Raw genomic sequence first — 21,057 nt, 5'->3', positions numbered from 1 at the left:
GCCTTTTAATCAGGGAAGCGCTGGTTCAAGGCAAGCGCTTCGTCGAGATTCGCAATCAACAACTCCACATACTGCGGATCGAGGTGGCTGCCGCTCACTTCGCGCAAATAGCTGACCACGCACTCCAGGGGCCAGGCGTCCTTGTAGCAGCGCTTGTGCATGAGGGCGTCGAAGACGTCGGCGACGGCGGCGATGCGCGCGTATTTGTGGATGTTTTCGCCGACCAGGCCTTGCGGGTAGCCGCTGCCGTCGTATTTTTCATGGTGCTGGTGGGCGATCACGGCGGCCGCCTTCAAGAGCGGACGCTGCGAGCCGTCGAGGATGGACATGCCCACCGTCGGATGCTGCTTCATGATTTCCCATTCGGCCGCATCGAGCTTGCCCGGTTTGAGCAGCACGGCGTCGGGCGTGGAAATCTTGCCGATGTCATGCATGGGCGCCGCGTGGCGCAGCACCATGGTTTCCTCTTCCGACATGCCGGACGCTTGCGCCAGCAGCTGGCACACTTCGGCCATGCGGCGCACGTGGTTGCCGCCTTCGTGCGAGCGCGATTCGACCACGTCGCCCAGGCGCAGGATCAGCTCGGCCTGGGTATCGGTGATTTCCTGCGTCAGCAGGATGTTGTCGAAGGCGATCGCCACGCCGGAACAAAATACTTCCAGCAACTGTGCATCGAGGTCGGAAATTTCCTCCACGCCTTTCAAGACCAGTAGCGACGCCTTGCCGCTGCTGTTGGGGAAATAGCCGACATAGGTGTCGCCGTGCAGGCGCGAGATCCTGTTGCTCTTGGCGTCGTCCAGCTGCGACAGCAGGGACGGGCTGAGGATGCCGTCATCGGCTTCATGGTCGCCGATCTGCGCAAGGATTTCATAATCCTGCTCGCCCGTGATGGCACTGGCGCCGCGCAGGCGCAGCAGCATGCTCGTTTCCAGGCGCAACAGGGCGACGACTTGCTGCAACAGGCCGCTGGCGAAGTCGCGCAGGTTGCGCTGTTTGAAAATGTGCGCCGAGGCGGCGATGACTCTTTCCAGGCCTTCGCGGTAGTGCAGCTGGGCCAGGCGTGCCTCTTCCACCTTCATGATGTCGCGGTAGGCGCGCAGGGCGGCAAAAGTGGTGGTGAACAGCTTGGTGCGGTCCAGTTCCGTCTTTTCCTTGTAGTCGTTGATGTCGTAGTTGACGATCACCCGCTCTTCCGGCGCCTGTCCCGGCTGTCCCGTGCGCAGCACGATGCGCGTAAACTGGTTGCCCAGGTCTTCGCGCATCCAGCGCGCCACTTCCAGGCCGCTGTCTTCGCGCTCCATCACCACGTCGAGAAATACCAGCGCGATGCCTTCTTCGCGCGCCAGCACCTGCTTGGCTTCGGCGCCGCTGTACGCATGCACGAAGCTCAGGGCGCGGCCCTCGAGGCGAAAACGGCTCAGCGTCAGTTTGGTGATGTCGTGGATGTCGGGTTCATCATCGACGAGCAGGACTTTCCAGGGCGGTAACTTGGGTGAGGCTGAAGACAAAAATGACATAAGGGCGAGTTCCGCTAAAAGGCATAACTGACGCAATGCTGAGACGCCCGCGCCAGGCTTGCCTGTGCGCCACTACTGGCGTTGCGCGTTTTTCGGGCGCATTTTATCGATTGTAGACTGACGGCCAAGTATTAACAACAAGCAAGAATAATTGACTAATAACATGCAACATACCTGTCAAAAAAAGCACTGTAAATCCACGTGGGCGACACGATGTATGCTTTATCGCTTAGGCAACTATATTTTCAAGACAATACTTTGTTTTAATTAATATTGCCAATGAATCTGCAAAAAAAGTCGGCGCCTTGCTTTTCTGGTGGGAAATCAGAAAAGTAACAAGGTATGAATTCCGCACCAGAATGGCATGCAGCGCGCTATATTGGACAGGCATAAGAAGTGGCCCCATGCCACCCACATTTCCTGAAAGGGTCAATCATGCAAAAACAAACGACGCGCGCCCTGGTCGCCGGCCTGGCCTTGCTGGCCAGTAGTGCGGCCTGGGCAGGAACTGAAGTGCATTTCAGCAAACCGGATCAATACACGGATGTCCCGTTCAACCCGCAGGAACGGGAAGACGTGTTGAAGGAACTGAGCCGGCATTTCGAAAAACTGGGCGCATCCCTGCCGTCCGGACAGACTTTGAAAATCGACGTCACGGATGTGGACCTGGCGGGACGTGAAAATCCGTCTCTGCGTGCCGGCCAGGATATCCGCGTCATGAATGGCCGGGTCGACTGGCCGCGCATGCGCCTGCACTATGTGCTGGAGCAGGATGGCAAGGTCATTCGCAGTGGCGATGCAGCCCTGTCCGACATGTCGTACCTGAGCCGCATCAATCACTATTTCAGCAATGAAAAGCTGCGCTATGAAAAGCTGATGATCGATGACTGGTATGCCGATACTTTCGGCATCAAGGTGAAGCGCCAGGCGCGCAATTAAGCGAGCGATTGCATCGCTATGTCAGCGCAGGTACGCAGCTTCGATGCGTGCCAGCTGGCCGTTTTGCCGCATGGCAAGCAAGGCTGCATTCATCTTGTCGATGAAATCGGCCTTGTAAGCGGGCGTGTTACGCGCGCTGTAGGCGATATACGTGGCTTCGGACGACAGTTCCAGCACTTCGTGTAATCGAAAGCCGTAGCTGCTTAGTTCTCCTTGCAGTTGGCGTGCCGTGTGGCGCGCCGCGCCGCGGTCGCTGGCGTAGCAATCGATGCGCCGCAAGGCCAGTTTTTTCAGATTGGCTTCATTGCCCTTGGCCGCTTCCAGGCGCAGCAGCCCCTGGCGGGCCGGCGCCATCAATTTTTCCGAGAGCAAAAAACCCGTGTTGACGCCAATGCTCAGGCCGGCAAAGTCGGCGGGAAACCGCGTGCGCGGCGTGCGCATCACGGCGGCATGGCAAAACAGCACCACCGATTCGCGGTGCAGCATGGCCGAATACGGTTTTACGTACGGCCGTTCCTTCCTGCGCCCAGGTGGAAACAGGCCGAAAACATTGCCTTTTTCCAACGCATCTAGCCCCCGTTTCCACGGGCGCGGCTGCAGTTCCAGCTTGTAGCCGGGCATCGAAGCGGCCGCCTGGCGTAGGATATCGATATACATGCCCTTGAAGACGCCGTTTTCCACATAGCTGTACGGCGCATAGTCGTCGTCGCCGTACAGGATGACGGTTTGCGGCGCGGCCAGGGCGGGCCGCAAGATACCCAGCAGGGCCAGGGCCAGGCATAGTCTTGCCGTTATTGCTGATTGCATGCCGCTCCAGATTCAATGTCTTCCTGATAAGCATACAGCATGGCGGCATGGCGACCGGGTAATCGATTCCTCAATCGATCCAGTTCACCTGTGGGAACTTGCTGCCGAACTCGTCCGGCATGGGCACGACCTGGCTGCGCTTGTAGTTGAAGAAGACAAAGCCGGACTTGGCCATGGCGATCAGGGTGTTGTCGCGCGGGCGCGTGATGCGGAAGGTGATGTCGCCGCCATATTTATTAAAATCCATGACGCCCACTTCGAACAGCAGTTGGTCGCGCGCATGGGCTTCGGCGCGGTAAGTGGTGGCCAGGTCGGTGACGATGATGCCGGTGCCGTCCGCTTCAATGTCGCGCACGCCGAATTCAAACAGGAAGCGGGCGCGCGCCTCGGAAATCATGGAAATCATGGAATCGTTGCCGAGATGGTTGCCGGCATTGATGTCCGTCGTGCGTACCGTCAGTTGCGAGGAATAGCAGTACTGGTCTTCGGGAAATTCAAGTTTCAAACGGGCCATGGTGTTCTCTTGGGCTGGTGCGCGGGGCGCGACGGGAAAAACCCATTCTAGCCGGTTCCCCGCGCCCCGTCGAAAAACGCCGCCTCAGGCGTGTTCCGCCATGACTGCTCGCGCACGCTGATTGGCGTACGCTCATTTACGTACAATCTGGTACACCTTGCCCGTGCCGCTCAGCATGTACAGCTCGTTTTGCGCATCCTGGCCAAACGACAGGATATTACCCACGTTGATGATGTTCCAGTCCGTCACGGCGGAGGCTGTGCCATTGCTGTAGCTGAAACTTTTCAGCCAGCCGCTGCAGTAGTCGGAATACAGGTAGTGCCCCGCCAGTTCCGGCAGGGCCGTGCCCCGGTACACATAGCCGCCCGTGATCGAACAGCCACCGGCCGCATCGTGGCCGTATTCGATGGCGGGCAGGACCAGCCCCGCCTGCTTGCAACTGGCGCTGTTGTAGCACTGCGTGCCTTCCATGATATTCCAGCCATAGTTGTTGCCCGCCTGGCCCACGGGACGCACATTGACTTCTTCCCCATTGGCCTGGCCCACGTCGGCGAGGTACAGCAGCTGGGTCGGCACGTCGAAGGCGTAACGCCACGGGTTGCGCAAGCCGAAGGCCCAGATTTCAGGGCGTCCGCCTGCCGTGGCAAATGGGTTGCCCGGCGGAATGGCGTACGGCTGGGCCACCGTGCTGGCGTTGACGTCCAGGCGCAGCAGCTTGCCCAGTAGCACATGCGTGTTTTGCGCATTGCCGGGCGGATCGCCCGCGCTGCCGCCGTCGCCCGTGCCCGCATACAGATAGCCATCCGGGCCAAAGCTGAGCAAGCCGCCATAGTGGTTGCTGAACGTGGGGTGGGCAATCGTGAGGATGGCCAGGGCGGACAGGGGATCGGCCACGTTGGCGTTGCCCGCCGACACTTGCCGCCGCTCGATGACGATATCGCCGGCCAGGTTGGTGTAATACATGAAGAAATAGCCATTGCTGGCGTATTGCGGATGGAAGGCCAGCGACAACAAGCCCCGTTCACCGCTGGTGGTGGTCAGGGTACTGATGTCGAGGAAGGGCGTGGCCAGCAAGTTGCCGTTCTGCACCACGCGGATGCGGCCGGGGCGTTCGAGAATGAACAAACGGCTGTCGCCGGGCGGCGCCGTGAGGAAGATGGGCGCACTCAAGCCGCTGGCCACTTCTTGCAGGCGCAGGGCCAGCGGCGTGGCTGCCGCATACAGGACGCTGGCGCTGGCCGTCGCCCCCGCATGGACTTGCACCTGCTGCGTGACGGGCGTGGGTGTCAGCGTTCCTGTGCCTTGCGCCACGCTGGCGGCGCTGAGCGTGTAGGCGCCGGGCACCAGATCCGTGAGCGCGGTGCTCGCCGTCAGCAGCTTGCTGTAGGATGCGGGCCCAGTGACCGTGATGGCGCCCGCCACGCCGGCCGGCAAGCCGACTATGCTGACTGCCAGGCTGCCGGCGGTCGTGCCGGGCGGGTCGTCGTCGTGGCCGCCACCACAGGCGGCCAGCAGGGTCAGGCAGCATGCCAGCAACAGGGCCAGCCAGGTAGTCGGATGTCGGGAAAACAAATGGCGCATGTCAGTCTCCTGGGGGAAGGAAGCAACGGCTGCTCAATAGGGGGGGACTTGCACCAAGAATGCGCGTTTTTGTGCTGGCAAGATTGAGCTTGCGCAAGCGTACGCCTCACATGGCTCACGCTTCCGTGCGCTGCTGCACGGTACGGCGGCATCGGACAAATGCGCCGCGTTTTCAGACAAGCGCGCTTGCGCTTGCCCCGCCACGCGGGCTGCCGCCCGATAATGGCGCATCTGAAACCGAGCAGGAAGACATCCCATGAAAACCAAAGCCGCGATTGCCTGGAAGGCGGGCGCCCCGCTGACCATCGAAGAAGTCGACCTGGCCGGCCCGCGCGCCGGCGAAGTGCTGGTCGAGCTGAAAGCCACGGGCATTTGCCATACCGATTACTACACCCTGTCCGGCGCCGATCCGGAAGGCATCTTCCCGGCCATCCTGGGCCACGAAGGCGCCGGCGTCGTCGTCGACGTGGGCCCGGGCGTGACGACCCTGAAAAAGGACGATCACGTCATCCCCCTGTACACGCCGGAATGCCGCCAGTGCAAGTTCTGCCTGTCGCAAAAGACCAACCTGTGCCAGGCCATCCGCTCCACGCAGGGCCGCGGCCTGATGCCGGACGCCTCCAGCCGCTTCTCGCTGAACGGCCAGCCGCTGTTCCACTACATGGGCACGTCCACCTTTTCGAATTACATCGTGGTGCCGGAGATCGCCCTGGCGAAGATCCGCGAAGATGCTCCCTTCGACAAGGTTTGCTACATCGGCTGTGGCGTGACGACGGGCGTGGGCGCGGTGTTGTTCTCGGCCAAGGTGGAAGCGGGCGCGAATGTGGCCGTGTTCGGCCTGGGCGGTATCGGCCTGAACGTGATCCAGGCGGCGAAGATGGTCGGCGCCGATAAAATCATCGGCATCGATATCAACCCGGCGCGCCAGGCCATCGCGCGCAAGTTCGGCATGACGCACTTCATCAACCCGAACGAGGTGGAAAACGTCGTCGACGCCATCGTGCAGCTGACGGACGGCGGCGCCGATTATTCGTTTGAATGCGTCGGCAACACGACGCTGATGCGCCAGGCGCTCGAGTGCACGCACAAGGGCTGGGGCAAGTCCTTCATCATCGGCGTGGCGGCGGCGGGCCAGGAAATTTCCACGCGTCCGTTCCAGCTGGTGACGGGGCGCGAATGGCGCGGTTCGGCCTTCGGCGGCGCGCGGGGCCGCACGGACGTGCCGAAAATCGTCGACTGGTATATGGAAGGCAAGCTCAACATTGACGACCTGATCACGCACCGCCTGAAGCTGGAAGACATCAACCAGGGCTTCGACCTGATGAAGAGCGGCGAATCGATCCGTTCCGTGGTGCTGTACTGACCCGAGTGTACGCATTGCGCAACACTTGACGGACGGGGCAGGGCGGCAGCCTGTACTTCGCCGCCTGCCCCTGCTAGTGTGAAGACATCCGCCTTGCTTTGGGAGCCGTTCATGTTTGCCACTGCCTACCTCGCGACCTTGCGCCGCATGCTGCCCGTCTTTCTCGGCGCGGCCCTGTCTTCCCTGCTGGCTTTGTGGTGGAGCAATGCCGCCAGCCTCGCCACGCCCGCCATCTGGCTGGCGCTGCTGGCCACGTATTTGCTGTGCGCGCTGATGTTTACGCCGCTGGCCTGGCACCGCCAGCAGATGGCCACGCGCCACGTGCGCACCAACAAGTCGCGCTGATTTTCGCTGATTCTCGCTGCGCCTAGCGCGCCGTGCTGGAAAATCGCTCGCGGTAGTCGCGCGGCGTGATGGCAAGTTTCTTTTGGAACAGGCGGCGCAGCCTCTCCTCGCTATGCAAGCCCGCCTGCACGGCCACCTGTTTTAAGGAGGACACATTGTCTTCCAGCAAGCGGCGCGCCACTTCAAAGCGGGCCGTGTCGATGAATTCCGTGGGGCTGGTGCCCGTTTCGCGCTGGAATACGCGCGTAAAATTGCGCTCGCTCATGGCCAGCCTGGCCGCCAGCAGCGGCACCGTGAGCTCTTCGGCAAGATGCTCCATGATCCAGCCCTGTAACTGGCGAATGGTCGGATGCGTCGTCATCTGGCTCGACAGATGCACGGAAAACTGCGACTGGCCACCCGGCCGCTTCAAATACACCACCAGATCGCGCGCCACTTCCAGCGCGATATCGCGGCTGAAATCGTCTTCCACCAGGGCCAGCGCCAAATCGATGCCGGCCGTCACGCCAGCCGACGTCCAGAATTTTCCTTCCCGCACGAAAATCGCATCGGCATTCACCTGTATCAATGGATAGCGCTGGCGCAAACTGTCCACGGCGCTCCAGTGCGTGGCGGCACTCTTGCCGTCGAGCACACCGGCCTCTGCCAGGAAGAAGCAGCCGGTGCACAGGGCCGCCAGGGTAGCGATGCGCGGCGCCGCCTCGGCCACCCAGGCGGCGAGGGCGGGGATATCCTGCAAGACTTGCTCGACATGGTGGCAGCCGACGATGACGGCCAGGTCGGGCAGGCGGCTGGCATCGAGCGCCTTGCTGGCGTGCAGCGACATCAGGGTGTCCGACTCGACGGGGCCGATGGCCGTCGAGACGATGCGCACGTCGTAGCCGCCGGGCAGATTGCGCAGGCGCAAATGGGTGTTGGCGTAATCAAACACTTTCATGGCGCCTATCGCTTCGAGCGCCTTGAAACCGGGATAGACGATGATGTCGACGGTGCGCAGGGGGAATTCTTTGGGGCTTTGCTTGATCATGCAACGAATGAGATAAGTGAGATAGTGCCATAATGCAACACCTTCGATGGTGTAGCTTAGCATGAGATAGTTAATATGCCGCGGGCCAATTCCCCTTTATCCGATTTCTGAACATCGTGCGCATACACATTTTTTTCCTTGGTTTGTTCTTCTTGTTATCGGCCAGCATGGCCCAGGCGGCCACCCTTAATTTCAATGGCGGCAACGTGACCGACTGCCCCCGCGCGGACAAGCTGTATACCTGTGCCGCCTTCGGTTCGACCGATGTCATAACCATTGCCAGTGGTTATGGCGTGACGGTCAGCAGCAGTGTCAAGCTGGACTATAACCAGTCATTTTCCATGAGTGGCACGGCATCGCTGACGGTGAATGGCAATATTGATTTCAGCAATATTAATACGCCGAACCTCAAGGTCACGGGCGGCAGCATCACCGCCAAGGGCGGCGTTTTCCAACTCGGTTCGCAAAATGGCCAGGCCATTGTGGCCGACATCTCTGCCGCGTCCGTCAATCTGGGGGGCACGCCTGTCAGGATCACCGGCAATATCACGGCCACGGGCGGCATCGACATTTCCGCCGGCTCGACCTTGAACGGCGCCATCAGCGGCGCCACGGTGACGACCAATTCCAAGGTCAGTATCACGGGTTCCATCAAGGCCAGCGATACGCTGAGCATCGGTTCGGATTCCGTCATTTCCGGCCCCGTCAGCGGCGCCACCGTGACGACCAATTCGAATGTGGCGATTACGGGCGATGTGACGGCCAGTAAATCGTTCAGCCTGGGCTCAGGCAGCAATCTGAAGGGCAACACGACGGCGCCTGTCGTCAGTATCGATCCCGCCAAGAGCGAGGTGCGGGGCAACATTACCGCCAGCACTACGCTCACAGTCGGCTCCGGCAGCCAGGTGACGGGCAACCTGACATCACCCAGCATCGACCTGAAGGCATCGAACTTGCTCGTCACGGGCGATGTGAAGGCGTCGAAGACGCTGATCGTTTCTTCTGGGAATGGCATTAATGGCAATGTAGAAGGCGGTAATGTTACCCTGGAGGCAGCCAATGCGTATATCACGGGCAAGGCCTTGGTCGATCACATTACGCTGGAATCGAAAGGCCGGGTGCAGCAGATCATCACCTGCAAGGCCTACACGCCGTCCAACCCCTGCAGTTGCGTGACGAATAACAGCGGCTGGACTTTCAGTGAGCCGCAGGGGCCGAAATGCGGCCCTGGCAGGCAGGCGGGGCCCCATCATTTCCAGATCGACCATCCAGGCACGGCCCTGACATGCGCGCCGCAGACGGTGACGGTGACGGCGTGCGCGGATGCCGCCTGCAGCGCCAAGTACACGAACGGTGTGAATGTCACTGTCAGCCCTGGCGGCACGGCGACGCAGATAGGCAGCAGCGGCGTGGCAACGGCCAGCGTGCGCCAGTACACCGTCGGCACGGCCACCTTGAGCCTGACCAGCGTGCCTGGCGCCACGGACGCGCTCGTGTGCAATCGCGCTTCGGACAAGAGCGCCAGTTGCGTTATGAATTTCGCGGAATCAGGCTTGATTGTCACTCCCGACAACCACGTCTCGGCCACGCAGCCGTCGTTTGACATCAGTGCGGTGCAGGCCAGTCCGAACCAGCAAGCATGCGTGCCGCTGTTTGCCAACAAGAACAAGGATTTGACGCTCGCTTGCGGCTACAGCAATCCCGCCAGCGGTACTTTGCCCGTCTTCATCAAAGGCACGGGCGCCTTCATCGCCTTGGCCCCGGATAACAGCAGTGCTTGCAGTGTCTTGGGGAAGACTGTCAACCTGGCGTTCGATGCCAAGGGCGTCGCCAAGGCCACCATGTCCTACGCGGATGTGGGGAAGGTGAATTTGAAGGCCACTTATACGGGGTCGAGCAGCAGCGGCGACAGCGGCTTGAGCATGACGGGCAACGCCGATGTCGTCGTCGTGCCGGCAGCGTTCAGCGTCCCTATCATAGCCAGCCCCCAGCGCGCGGGTGCACCAGTGGCGGTCAGCATGAGCGCGCTCAATAGCGCGGGCGCCGTGACGCCGAACTTCGGCAATGAAAATCCAGCAGAGACGGCGCTGCCTACGCTGGCCAGCCTGGTCAGGCCGACGACGATCGAGATTAGCGAGCCAGCCAAGCCGGACATTCAGGGTGGCGTGGTTTTCAAGAATGGTAGCGTTGCCAGCAGCGCCATGCACTGGCCGGAAGTGGGAACGATCACCATTGCCTTCAAATTGGCCAATCGCAACGGCTACCTGGATGCCAACCTTGCTGTGGCGGACTTGCCCAAGCCCTCGCGCGTGAGCAAGGAGGTGCAGTTCATCCCGCACCACTTCATCACGGAGCTGATCAAAAAGGACGACGTTGACAAGCCGGCCGCTACCAACGGCATCGCCACGCCATGCGCCGCGCCGCTCACCTGCGCCAACGATGGGGAAAAAGGCCGCTACGCGTATTCGGGGCAAGCGGTAGGCGTGCGCGTGACGGCGCGCGCCCTGGGGGGGGCGACGACGGTCAATTATGATGACCTCAACCCGAGCGCCATGGCACCCGTGCGGCTCGAAGGCCTGGATGCGGCCACGGGCACGATTTCCTTTCCGCCGAGCACTTCTGATGGCAGCAGCCGCCTTACCGACGGCAAGAAGGAACAAAACACCGTCACCGGCGTGGCGCCCGCGAAATTCACCCTCGGCGTCGCCTCGCCGATGGTCGCCTACCGTTTTCCGGGCAAGGCCGGCGTGCCGGTGGCGCCTACCGACGTGCTGCTGCGCGCCAGCAGCACGTATCCCGGCGGTAGCATCGTCAGCTCAAGTTCGGCATTGGTACAGAACGAGGCACGGATGACTGTGCTGTCGGGGCAATGGCAGGTAGCCCATGGCTACGGCTCCGAGTTGCTGCCCGTCAAGCTGCCGCTGCAAGTGCAGTACTGGAATGGCAAGAAATGGGTCACGAATCTGCTCGACAGCATCAGTGCGATCAAGAAGCCGGATGTGGTGCTGGCCAATTGCAAGAAAACCCTGGACTGCGCCAAGCTGGCCGCAGATGACCGGACGTATACCGTCGTGCAAGGCGCATTGCCGCAGTCCAATCGCCTGACATTGCTGGCGCCCGGCGCCGGCAATACCGGCAGCGTGGACGTTTCCGTGGGCAGCCATCCCTACCTGGGCAGCACGGTTGGCATCGTCGTCTTTGGCGTCTTGAAATCGGGCCCCGTCATTTATCTGCGCGAGATGTATTGAGCCAGGGTAAAGGCAGGCGGACGCAGGCAGGGCGAAAAACCAGTAACATGCCTGGCTGTGGCATTCCCCCCAACCTCAGACTGGAGTTTCTATGAGCACAACTTCGCAGTGGATCGATATCGCCGGCCCGGACGGCAGCTTCCAGGCTTACCTGGCCGTGCCGCATGTGGGCAAGGGCCCCGCCATCGTCCTGTTGCAGGAAATTTTCGGCGTCAACGAGCACATCCGCGCCGTGGCCGACCAGTATGCGGCCGATGGTTACGTGGTGCTAGTGCCCGACCTGTTTTGGCGCGCCGGCGCGCACATCGAGCTGGGCTATGACGAAGCAGGCTGGAAGCGCGCCGTGGAACTGATGCAGGCGACCGACAATCCGCATGCCGACGCCGATATCGCCGCCACCGTCGCCGTCCTGCGCGCGCGTCCGGAAGTGACGGGCAAGCTGGCTTCGGTCGGCTACTGCTTCGGCGGCCGGCTGTCGTATCAAGCGGCTGCGGCCGGCCTGGTCGACGCGGCCATCGCCTATTACGGCGGCGGCATCCAGAACAAGCTGGACCTGGCTGACCGGATCCAGGTGCCGTTGCTCATGCATTTCGGCGGCCAGGACAGCCATATCCCGCCGCAAGCCGTGCAAGAGATCGCCGAGCGTTTCGAAGACCGGCAAAACGTGGAAATCCATATCTACCCGGGCGCCGAGCACGGTTTCAATTGCACCCACCGCGACAGCTACCAGCAGCGCGCGGCCGCCCACGCGCATGGCAATTCCCTGATTTTCCTGGCGGAAAACTTGTAAGCGGGAGAGCGGCAAGCGCTATCGACTCGGCAGCAAAGCCCCGTGGGCGCTAAAATAGCGGCTGTGCCGGGCAACTCCGGCCGGCCGGGCGCGATGCCCGGCAAACCTGGATGAGGAACCGAGTTAAAGATGGCCCAAGTAATTGTTTCTGTAACATTGGCGGCAAGCGCCGAACGCGTGTGGGATTTTATCGGCGGCTTCCAGTCGCTGGCTGAATGGTCGAGCTCCATCAAGACCAGCTTGTCCGAACACGGCGGCCGCGTGCGCCGCCTGAAAACCACGGACGGCGCCATCATCGCCGAACGCCTGCAAAGCTACAGCGAAGCGGACAAGAGCTACAGCTACACCATCGTCTCGGGCCCGATCCCCGTCAAGAATTACCGTTCCACCCTGCGCGTCACGGGCGAACCGGGCGCCGCCTCTTGCGTGGCGGAATGGTCGAGCGAGTTCGACGCGGCCGAAGGCGTGGAAGAGGTCATGGTGGGGGCGTTTCAGCACCTGTACGAAACGGCGTTTGTCGACCTGAAACGCATCATGGCAATTTGATTTACCAGGCCCAACGGCAAATACTGGGGTCAGACCCTGAGGGTCTGACCCCAGCCTTTTTGCTTTGCGGGTTAATTCCCCCGCTATCTGCTTACCGTTTTACCTTGCCAAACGCCTCGCCCTTGTTCCATGTAGGCAAGTTCTTGTCGTTTGCCACTTCGTAGCCGAGGTTCAGGGTGAACTGCGCCTGCTGCACCATGCCCGACAAGTCCCACGACGGGTGGTATTCATCTGTTACCTGATGGTAATCCTTTTTAAACGCGACCAGGCGCTCGCCTGAGGCTTTCGGCTCCTGGACGAAGTCGAATGAACCGTCGCCGGAAAACACGGCCGAGCCTACGTTGAAGGCGGGCACGCCAGCCTTGGCGAAGGCAAAATGGTCGGCCCGGTAAAAGGCGCCGGACAGGTCGGGGATCGTCGGCGCCAAACGCAGGCCCATGCGCTTGGCGACCTTGGCGGCGCTCGCATACAGGCTGCTGCGCTCGGCGCCGGCCACGCCGATGTCGCGCGTCTTGCCGACGAAATTCATGCTGTCGAGGTTCAGGTCGGCGGCCGTCTTGGCCAGCGGCCATAAGGGCTTGCGCGTGTAGGCGGTGCTGCCCAGCATGCCCGTTTCTTCGCCGGCCGGCCACAGGAAGATCTGCGTGCGCCGCGCCGGCTGTTTCACGGCCACTTGCGCCATGGCCAGCAGGGCTGCAGCGCCCGAGGCGTTGTCGATGGCGCCGTTGTAGATATGGTCGCTTTGCCCGGCGCGTTGGCTGCCTGCGTCATCCTTGCCCAGGTGGTCCCAGTGGGCCGAATAGATTACGGCTTCGTCCTTCAACTTCGGGTCCGTGCCCGGCACGATGCCGGCCACGTTGAATTGCTCGATGCTGCGGATCTGGCTATTCAGTGCCACCTTGACCGTCGCGTTCAGGGCCACGGGGCGGAACGCGCGCGTTTCGGCTTGCGCGCGCAAGGCGTCCAGGTCTTGTCCGCCGGCCTGGAACAGTGTGCGCGCCATGTCTTCCTGCAGCCAGCCCTCCATCGCATTGCCCGCGCCAGCCAGGTTGAAGCGCTCATGGCCGAAGCCGTTGGCCGGCACCGACCACGGATACGAAGCCGATGCCGTCGTGTGGATCAGCAAGACGCCGGCCGCGCCCTGGCGCAGCGCTTCCTCGTACTTGTAGACCCAGCGGCCGTAATACGTGAGGGACTTGCCGGCAAAGCGGTTTGGTTCGGCGGCGCTCGGTTGCGGATCGTTGACCATCATGATCACCAGCTTGCCCTTCAGGTCAACGCCCTTGAAATCGTCCCAGTTTTCTTCCGGGGCGCGGATGCCGTAGCCGGCAAACACGACGGGCGCGTCGAACGCTACTTTCTGCTGACCATTGGCCGCGCCGAAGACGATGTCCTGGCCGAAGGCGGGAGACAAGGTCTTGCCGCCCGCGCTGAAGGTCACTGTGCTCGATGGCAAGGCCTTGCTGCCGACGATGGTCAGCGCCTGGCGGTACGTGCCATCTTTCAGTGGTTGCAAGCCGGCCACGGCCGCCTGCGTTTCCAGGTAGCGCACGGCCAGGTCGCCGCCGCGCTGGCCCGTGCCGCGACCTTCGAGCAAATCATCGGCCAGGAAGGACAGGTGGGCGCGCAGGGGCGCTTCGGCAACGAGCGGTTGGGCGAGGGTAGCGGTGCTGAACAGGCTGGCGGCGAGGACGATGGGAAAACGCATGACAACTCCAAAAGTGAATACGGGAAAGCAAAGCAGCGGCAATCTTACTCTATCGCAATGCTCTGGCGTAGCGCGCGGCGTGCGCGCGCCATTGCGGCCACAATGGCTTCTGGTCCACCGACAAGGAGCGTTCCATGACTGCCACTGACTTGCAATCGAGCAATACCCTGCGTACCGCCGACGGCACCCTGATCTACTACAAGGACTGGGGCAGCGGCCCGCCCGTCGTCTTCAGCCACGGCTGGCCATTGTCATCCGACGCCTGGGAAGACCAGATGTTTTATCTGGCCTCGCACGGCTACCGCGTCATCGCGCACGACCGGCGCGGCCATGGCCGCTCCAGCCAGCCCTTCGACGGCAATGACATGGATACCTATGCCGACGACCTGGCCGCCCTGATCGCCGCGCTGGACTTGACGGGCGCCACCCTGGTGGGCCATTCGACGGGTGGTGGCGAGGTGGCGCGCTATATCGGCCGCCATGGCACGGCTCGCCTGGCCGGCGCCGTGCTGGTGGGCGCCGTGCCGCCGCTGATGCTGCAGACGCCGGACAATCCGCTGGGCTTGCCGCTGTCCGCCTTTGATGCCATCCGCGCCGGCGTGCAGGCGGACCGCAGCGCCTTCTTCCGCGACTTGAGCGTAGCCTTCTATGGCTACAACCGGCCCGATGCGAAGCCATCGCAGGGCGTGCGCGACAGCTTCTGGCGTCAAGGCATGCAGGCGGGCATGCCGGCATCCTATTTGTGCATCAAGCAATTTTCCGAGACGGATTTCACCAGCGACCTGGCCAAATTCGACGTGCCGACCCTGGTGATCCATGGCGACGACGACCAGATCGTGCCGATTGCCGCCTCGGCGCGGCGCACGGCTGAGCTCATCATCGGCAGCAAGCTGCTCGTATATGCGGGCGCGCCGCACGGCCTGGCGACGACGCACAAGGACCGCTTGAACGAGGACTTGCTGGAGTTCTTGCGCACCTGAAAGGGGGCGGGCGCCATCGAATCGAGGCGCCCGCCGTTGCTGTTGCCGCATGGAACAGGCGCAGTCGGCAGATTGTTGTGTATCGTTTAATGTTGGCAAAATCACGCGCCAATTGCGCGCGGATCACCGATTTCTCTGCCTTTTTTCGGTAGATATGCCGCAAAAAACGGCGTTCTGCGGCATGCAGCCACCCGGTAAGGTCCAGTAAAGAGTAAACTAGCAGATACACTCTTTCGCATTGGGCGATTCGAGCGAACTTGTGAGTGATTTCATGTCTGATACACCAATTTCCTTATTTTCCGACCTTAACCTGAGCGAGCCGCTGATTCGCGCGCTCAAGGATGTCGGTTACGAAACACCGTCGCCTATCCAGGCGGCCACGATTCCATTATTGCTCGCTAACCGCGACGTGCTGGGCCAGGCGCAAACAGGCACGGGTAAGACCGCCGCCTTCGCCTTGCCTATCCTGTCGCGCATTGATCTGAAACAAAGCTCACCCCAAGCCCTGGTCCTGGCACCGACACGCGAACTGGCCATCCAGGTCGCCGAAGCGTTCCAGGTGTACGCCGCGCACATCCCCGGCTTCCACGTGCTGCCGATTTACGGCGGCCAAAGCTACGGCCCGCAGCTGTCGGCCCTGCGTCGCGGCGTGCATGTCATCGTCGGCACCCCTGGCCGCGTCATCGATCACCTGGACAAGGGTTCGCTCGACCTGTCCAAGCTGAAGACGCTGGTGCTGGACGAAGCCGATGAAATGCTGCGCATGGGCTTTATCGATGATGTCGAACGCATCTTGAAAGAAACGCCGGATGGCCATCAAACGGCCCTGTTCTCGGCCACCATGCCTTCCGTCATCAAGCGCATCGCCACCACCTACCTGGTCAATCCAGCCGAAGTGACGGTCGCCGCCAAGACGGGCACGGCCGACAACATTCGCCAGCGCTATTGGCTGGTGTCGGGCATGCACAAGCTGGACGCATTGACCCGCATCCTGGAAGCGGAAGTGTTTGACGGCATGATCATCTTTGCCCGCACCAAGCTGGGCACGGAAGAGCTGGCCGGCAAGCTGCAAGCCCGTGGCTTCTCGGCTGCCGCCATCAACGGCGATATCCAGCAAGCGCAGCGCGAGCGCACGATCCAGCAGTTGAAAGACGGCAAGATCGACATCCTCGTGGCAACCGACGTGGCCGCTCGTGGCCTGGACGTCGAACGCATCAGCCACGTCGTCAACTACGACGTGCCGCACGATCCGGAAAGCTATACCCACCGCATCGGCCGCACGGGCCGTGCCGGCCGCAGCGGCGAGGCGATCCTGTTCATCACCCCGCGTGAAAAGAACTTGCTCAAAGCCATCGAACGCTCGACCCGCCAGCCGATCGGCATGCTGGAACTGCCAACGATACAGGCTGTCAACGACGTGCGTATCGCCAAGTTCAAGGAACAGATCAGCGAAACCCTGGCTCTGGGCGAACTGGAGCAGTTCCAGTCGCTGATCGAAGATTTCGAACGCGAGCAAAACATTCCCGCCATCGAAATCGCCGCCGCCCTGGCGAAGATGGCGCGTGGCAATACGCCGCTGCTGCTGGACAAGAACAAGGCGCGCGAGCAAGCCACGTGGCAAGACGACCGTCCTGTGCGCCAAGACCGTTTTGAGCGCAATGACCGTCCGGAACGGGGCGACCGCTTCGAACGTAACGAGCGCAGCGAACGCCCGGCCTTCCCGAAAAAGGAACGCATTCAACGTCCAGCCGACGCCGGCATGCAAACTTTCCGTATTGAGGTAGGTCATCAGCATGGCGTGAAACCGGGCAATATCGTGGGCGCCATCGCCAACGAAGCGGGCATCGATTCGAAAAACATCGGCCGCATCGAAATCTATGACGACTACAGCGTCCTGGACTTGCCAGACAGCATGCCCAAAGAATTGCTGGACCAGCTGAAAACCGTGTGGGTAGCCGGCCAGCAGCTGCGCATCAGCCGTGACGGCGATGCACCGGACCTGGCGCCGCCAGCCGCGCCACGCAAGCCGTTTGCCGCCAAGTCCGCGCCAGCGTTCAAGGATGCGCCGGCGGACGCGGGCGACGCAGCACCAGCGCCGCGCGCGCCGAAGAAGGAACGTCCACGCCCGGGCGTGACGGCTTACCGCATCGAAGTGGGCCGTGAACACGCCGTGACGCCAAGCAACATCGTTGGCGCCATCGCTAACGAAGCGAACCTGGAAGCCAAGCATATCGGCCGCATCGATATCTTTGACAACTACAGCGTGCTGGACCTGCCGGAAGGCATGCCGCCGGAAATCCTCGACCACCTGAAATCGGTCGTGGTTTCGGGCCAGAAGCTGCGCATCAGCCTCGATGACGGCACGACGGAGCGTAAACCTGCGCCACCGCGTCCGAAGTCGCCGCGCAAAACGTTCAAGTAAACCACCGCTACACAGGCGCCTCCCCGGCGCCTGTGTAGCGGATTGGAGACACATCCCCCACTGGCGCACTCGCGCCAGTTTTTATTTCCTGTCAAGAAATGAATATGCTTGCCGCCTTATGGCCGGTGGCAGGTGCCGCCATGTGCCGGCCATTATCGCCGCCCCTCCGTGCCTTTTTATCGGCGTAAACACCGTCTTTATTGCCTGTCGCATCGATACATAATTTTTTATTAATTATTGTGTCCGCGCGCATTTTGAATTTTGCATTCAATAAAATCAATCAAGTTAAATTAAAGTAAATTCTAAAATATAAGTAAATTGGCTTTTATTAAATTTTTTGACGCATGTCATTGTCTCCGGGGCGATATATCATGGGTGCTTGATGTGGTATATTGTTTTTATCTTTTTGTTATGCTAGTTGAAAAAAATAGAGGAGCGACGATGCGGGTCAATACGCCTATCACGCAAAATGAATACGTATTAAATGAAGGCATGACGATTGTTTCCACTACGGATTTACAGGGGAACATCAATTACGCCAATCAGTATTTCATTGAAGTCAGCGGTTTTTCAGAAATGGAATTGCTGGGTGCGCCACAGAATATCCTGCGCCATCCCGATATGCCGGCCGAAGCGTTTGCCGACCTGTGGAATACCATCAAGACGGGTATGCCATGGACCGGCATGGTCAAGAACCGCTGCAAGAATGGCGATTTTTACTGGGTCTTTGCGAATATCACGCCCGTCATCGAAAACGGCCGCCCGATCGGCTACATGTCCGTGCGCACCAAGCCCACGCGCGAGCAGATCAACGAAGCGGCAGCCCTGTATAAAAGTTTCAAAGATGGAAATTCTGCCAAGCTGGCGATCCGCAATGGCCGCGTCGTGCGCCAGGGCTGGGCCGCCAAGCTGGCCGAGTGGCGCAAGCTGACCCTGTCGCAAGATCTGGCCCTGCATTGCATCGTCTTCGGCGTGGTGCTGGCCATCCTCGGCTGCGCCGTGTGGAATATCGACGGCGACACGAGCACGGCCACGCGCAGCTGGCTCAGCGGCGCTGCCGCCGCGGCCGTCGCGCTGATGCTGTATTTCTGGGCCCATCTGCACAATTCCCTCGTCGCACCGTTGGGCGACGCCATCAGCGTGGCACGCAAGATGGCCGGTGGCGACTTGACGGGCGTTATCGACAAGGTTCGCGACGACGACATGGGCCAATTGATGGCGGCCTTGCGCCAGACGAATATCAATTTGCACAGCATCATCGGCGACGTGCGCGCCAATTTCGAGGATATCCGCATCACCACGGCGGAAATTGCCACCGGGAATATGGACCTGTCCAGCCGTACGGAATCGCAGGCCTCCAGCCTCGAGCAGACGGCGGCCAGCATGGAAGAACTGACGTCCACGGTGCAAAACAGCGCCGACCACGTGGCCACGGCCAACGACCTGGCGGCGCAGGCGTCCACTGTCGCGGCCAAGGGTGGCACCATCGTCAGCGAAGTGGTCACCACGATGAATGAAATCAGCACCTCGTCGCGCAAGATTCTCGACATCATCGGCTTGATTGACGGCATCGCCTTCCAGACGAATATTCTCGCCTTGAACGCGGCTGTGGAAGCGGCGCGCGCGGGCGAGCATGGCCGCGGCTTCGCCGTCGTGGCCAGTGAAGTACGCAGCCTGGCGCAGCGCTCGGCGACGGCGGCCAAGGAAGTCAAGAATCTGATCGACCATTCGATCGCCACGGTGAATGCGGGCAGCGTGCTGACCAGCAATGCGGGCGCCACCATGACGGAAGTGATCGCCTCGGTAGCCCGCGTGACGGAAGTGATGGACGAGATTTCTTCCACCACGCGCGAGCAGAACCAGGGCATCGGGCAAGTCAACCAGGCTGTCATTCAGATGGATGGCATCACGCAGCAAAATGCGGCGCTGGTGGAGCAGGCGGCGGCTGCCGCCACCAACCTGGCGCAGCGCACCGACAGCGTGGCCCAGTCGATCGGCATCTTTAAATTGAAGACGTCGCCCAAGCGCAAGGTTGCCGGCGTAGGCCGCAGCCCCAGCGTGGGCGCGGGCATGGCCTCGCGTGCCTTGCTGAAGGCAAGATAAGCATGCCACCCCCGCCAGCGCAACGCTGGCGGGGGTCATTTGCGCACTTGGTACACCTGGCCGCTGCGTACCTTCTTCACCACCCCATCCCCGCCAAACAAAATGACATACTCGCCCTGCGCGCCAGCAGCGGCCGGGTAGCTGTACATCCACACTTCATTGCCGCTGTCGAAACGGATGGCCGTGCTGTCTCCCAGCGCCGCGCGCAGCTGTTCGCGCGTGCTGCTGCCCGGCTGCACCGTCTGCTCCAGGGTGACGTACGGGACATTCTTGCTTGCCTGCAAGGCGCGCGTGCCGGAGCAGGCGGCCAGCAATGCCAGCACGGGAAATACCAGCCACTTCATGGCGCCACCTCGTCCATATAAGTAAATTCCAGCAAAGTATCGTCGGGCCAGCTGGCATCCCACAGGGGTGCGTAATACGTGCGGTCAAGCAAGACCTGGCAATCGCAATAGGGCAGCGAGGCGGACGTCTGCTCGCCGCCCGCGTACAGCATGGTGAACGGTAGCGGCACCCTGCGTTCGCCATGCACGAGGGCCACGCCGAACAGGGGACGCTCCGTGAAAAACAAGTAATTGCCGTCCGGCTCGGAGCACACCTTGTCGGTGCTGTAGAGCATGCTGGACAGCCAGGCGATGATTTGCGGGTCGTTCGAGATCAGCCCGGAATCCATGCCGGCGCGGCATTCCAGACGCAAGTCGCCCAGTCGCCGCGTGCCGGGCGGCAAGCCGGGCGTGATGACTTGCGCGCGCCAGCTCATGCTGGTGGCCTTGCGGTTGGCGATCAGCACGGCGTCCTCGCGCGCCGCTTGTGCGTTGCGCACGGGGGCAAAGCTGTTGTCTTCGGCCAAGGGCAAGGGGATGCTGACGCTGTCGCCGGCGATGCGCAGCTGCACGCCCGTCATGTCCACGCCGGGCTGGCGCGGCAGCAAGCGAAAGCGCAGCACCGCATGCGGCGCCAGTGCATGGTCGCGTTCGAAGCGGTCCATGCCCTGCAGCATCTTGCGGTAGGATTTATCCACGGGGTCGCGCGTGGCATCGACTTTGACTTGCGGCACGGGCGCATTTTGCGCCAGCGCAATAGGGCCGTGGAGCAGCAGCGTCAGCAGAGTCAGCAGAAGAGGGTGGTCAGTGCGCATGGCTTGATGCTACGCCTTTTTGCGCGGCA

General features: G+C 61.4%; 17 protein-coding genes. 9 read left to right on the top strand and 8 right to left on the bottom strand.

The genetic code is table 11. The features are described from left to right. Positions 1-5: 5 nt before the first annotated feature. Entirely contained in the window at positions 6-1,517 is a 1,512-nt protein-coding gene (locus ACQ4WS_RS11700; RefSeq protein WP_436476393.1) for a DUF3369 domain-containing protein, read from the bottom strand. A 435-nt stretch (positions 1,518-1,952) separates the two neighbouring features. On the opposite strand from ACQ4WS_RS11700, the gene ACQ4WS_RS11695 reads away from it, so the two are divergent. Beyond that, positions 1,953-2,456 carry a DUF3016 domain-containing protein gene (locus tag ACQ4WS_RS11695; protein ID WP_436476391.1) on the top strand — a complete coding sequence of 168 codons (504 nt, stop codon included), beginning with the start codon at positions 1,953-1,955 and terminating at the stop codon, positions 2,454-2,456. 21 nt (positions 2,457-2,477) lie between these two features. Here the strand turns inward: ACQ4WS_RS11695 and ACQ4WS_RS11690 are convergent, their stop codons facing one another. The 3 genes from ACQ4WS_RS11690 to ACQ4WS_RS11680 form a co-directional block, all read right to left on the bottom strand. Next, positions 2,478-3,263 (bottom strand): substrate-binding periplasmic protein, encoded by a 786-nt coding sequence (locus tag ACQ4WS_RS11690; protein ID WP_436476389.1) that lies wholly within the window; start codon positions 3,261-3,263, stop codon positions 2,478-2,480. Between the two features lie 70 nt (positions 3,264-3,333). Beyond that, on the bottom strand, positions 3,334-3,777 hold the full coding sequence (locus ACQ4WS_RS11685; protein WP_436476387.1) for a thioesterase family protein: 444 nt from the start codon (positions 3,775-3,777) through the stop codon (positions 3,334-3,336). A 132-nt stretch (positions 3,778-3,909) separates the two neighbouring features. Then, positions 3,910-5,358 (bottom strand): PQQ-dependent sugar dehydrogenase, encoded by a 1,449-nt coding sequence (locus ACQ4WS_RS11680; protein WP_436476385.1) that lies wholly within the window; start codon positions 5,356-5,358, stop codon positions 3,910-3,912. Positions 5,359-5,614: 256 nt separating this feature from the next. Here ACQ4WS_RS11680 and ACQ4WS_RS11675 point away from each other — a divergent pair, with 256 nt between their 5' ends. Continuing rightward, positions 5,615-6,721: an S-(hydroxymethyl)glutathione dehydrogenase/class III alcohol dehydrogenase gene (locus ACQ4WS_RS11675; protein WP_436476383.1), complete on the top strand. Its 1,107-nt coding sequence runs from the start codon at positions 5,615-5,617 to the stop codon at positions 6,719-6,721. A gap of 111 nt (positions 6,722-6,832) precedes the next feature. Next, entirely contained in the window at positions 6,833-7,066 is a 234-nt protein-coding gene (locus ACQ4WS_RS11670) for a hypothetical protein (RefSeq protein ID WP_436476381.1), read from the top strand. Between the two features lie 22 nt (positions 7,067-7,088). Here ACQ4WS_RS11670 and ACQ4WS_RS11665 read toward each other — a convergent pair whose 3' ends face one another. Next, positions 7,089-8,093: a GlxA family transcriptional regulator gene (locus ACQ4WS_RS11665; protein ID WP_436476379.1), complete on the bottom strand. Its 1,005-nt coding sequence runs from the start codon at positions 8,091-8,093 to the stop codon at positions 7,089-7,091. A 116-nt stretch (positions 8,094-8,209) separates the two neighbouring features. Here ACQ4WS_RS11665 and ACQ4WS_RS11660 point away from each other — a divergent pair, with 116 nt between their 5' ends. The 3 genes from ACQ4WS_RS11660 (at position 8,210) to ACQ4WS_RS11650 (ending at position 12,677) form a co-directional block, all read left to right on the top strand. Further along, positions 8,210-11,341 (top strand): DUF6701 domain-containing protein, encoded by a 3,132-nt coding sequence (locus ACQ4WS_RS11660; RefSeq protein WP_436476377.1) that lies wholly within the window; start codon positions 8,210-8,212, stop codon positions 11,339-11,341. Between the two features lie 91 nt (positions 11,342-11,432). Beyond that, a complete protein-coding gene (locus ACQ4WS_RS11655) occupies positions 11,433-12,131 on the top strand; it encodes a dienelactone hydrolase family protein (protein WP_436476375.1) in 699 nt (232 codons plus the stop codon). Positions 12,132-12,260: 129 nt separating this feature from the next. After that, the gene (locus ACQ4WS_RS11650; RefSeq protein ID WP_070217725.1) at positions 12,261-12,677 is read left to right on the top strand and encodes an SRPBCC family protein; all 417 of its coding nucleotides are present in this window, start codon (positions 12,261-12,263) and stop codon (positions 12,675-12,677) included. Positions 12,678-12,768: 91 nt separating this feature from the next. Here ACQ4WS_RS11650 and ACQ4WS_RS11645 read toward each other — a convergent pair whose 3' ends face one another. After that, on the bottom strand, positions 12,769-14,385 hold the full coding sequence (locus tag ACQ4WS_RS11645; protein WP_436476373.1) for a M28 family peptidase: 1,617 nt from the start codon (positions 14,383-14,385) through the stop codon (positions 12,769-12,771). 134 nt (positions 14,386-14,519) lie between these two features. Here ACQ4WS_RS11645 and ACQ4WS_RS11640 point away from each other — a divergent pair, with 134 nt between their 5' ends. From ACQ4WS_RS11640 to ACQ4WS_RS11630, 3 genes are all read left to right on the top strand, one after another. Then, positions 14,520-15,365: an alpha/beta fold hydrolase gene (locus ACQ4WS_RS11640; RefSeq protein WP_436476371.1), complete on the top strand. Its 846-nt coding sequence runs from the start codon at positions 14,520-14,522 to the stop codon at positions 15,363-15,365. 271 nt (positions 15,366-15,636) lie between these two features. After that, on the top strand, positions 15,637-17,787 hold the full coding sequence (locus ACQ4WS_RS11635) for a DEAD/DEAH box helicase (protein ID WP_436476369.1): 2,151 nt from the start codon (positions 15,637-15,639) through the stop codon (positions 17,785-17,787). A gap of 441 nt (positions 17,788-18,228) precedes the next feature. After that, positions 18,229-19,890, top strand: coding sequence for a methyl-accepting chemotaxis protein (locus tag ACQ4WS_RS11630; RefSeq protein WP_436476367.1), 1,662 nt, complete (start codon positions 18,229-18,231; stop codon positions 19,888-19,890). 35 nt (positions 19,891-19,925) lie between these two features. Here the strand turns inward: ACQ4WS_RS11630 and ACQ4WS_RS11625 are convergent, their stop codons facing one another. Together ACQ4WS_RS11625 and ACQ4WS_RS11620 are read right to left on the bottom strand one after the other, a co-directional pair. Beyond that, positions 19,926-20,234, bottom strand: a complete 309-nt coding sequence (locus ACQ4WS_RS11625) for a hypothetical protein (protein WP_436476366.1) — start codon at positions 20,232-20,234, stop codon at positions 19,926-19,928. After that, on the bottom strand, positions 20,231-21,028 hold the full coding sequence (locus ACQ4WS_RS11620; RefSeq protein WP_436476364.1) for a hypothetical protein: 798 nt from the start codon (positions 21,026-21,028) through the stop codon (positions 20,231-20,233). The genes ACQ4WS_RS11625 and ACQ4WS_RS11620 overlap by 4 nt, the downstream gene beginning before the upstream one ends. Positions 21,029-21,057: the final 29 nt, after the last annotated feature.

This window comes from Janthinobacterium leeuwenhoeki, assembly GCF_051380795.1.
Lineage (GTDB): Bacteria > Pseudomonadota > Gammaproteobacteria > Burkholderiales > Burkholderiaceae_D > Janthinobacterium.
Note: the sequence above shows the minus strand (reverse complement) of the source record. Positions and strands in the feature narration are given on the sequence as shown.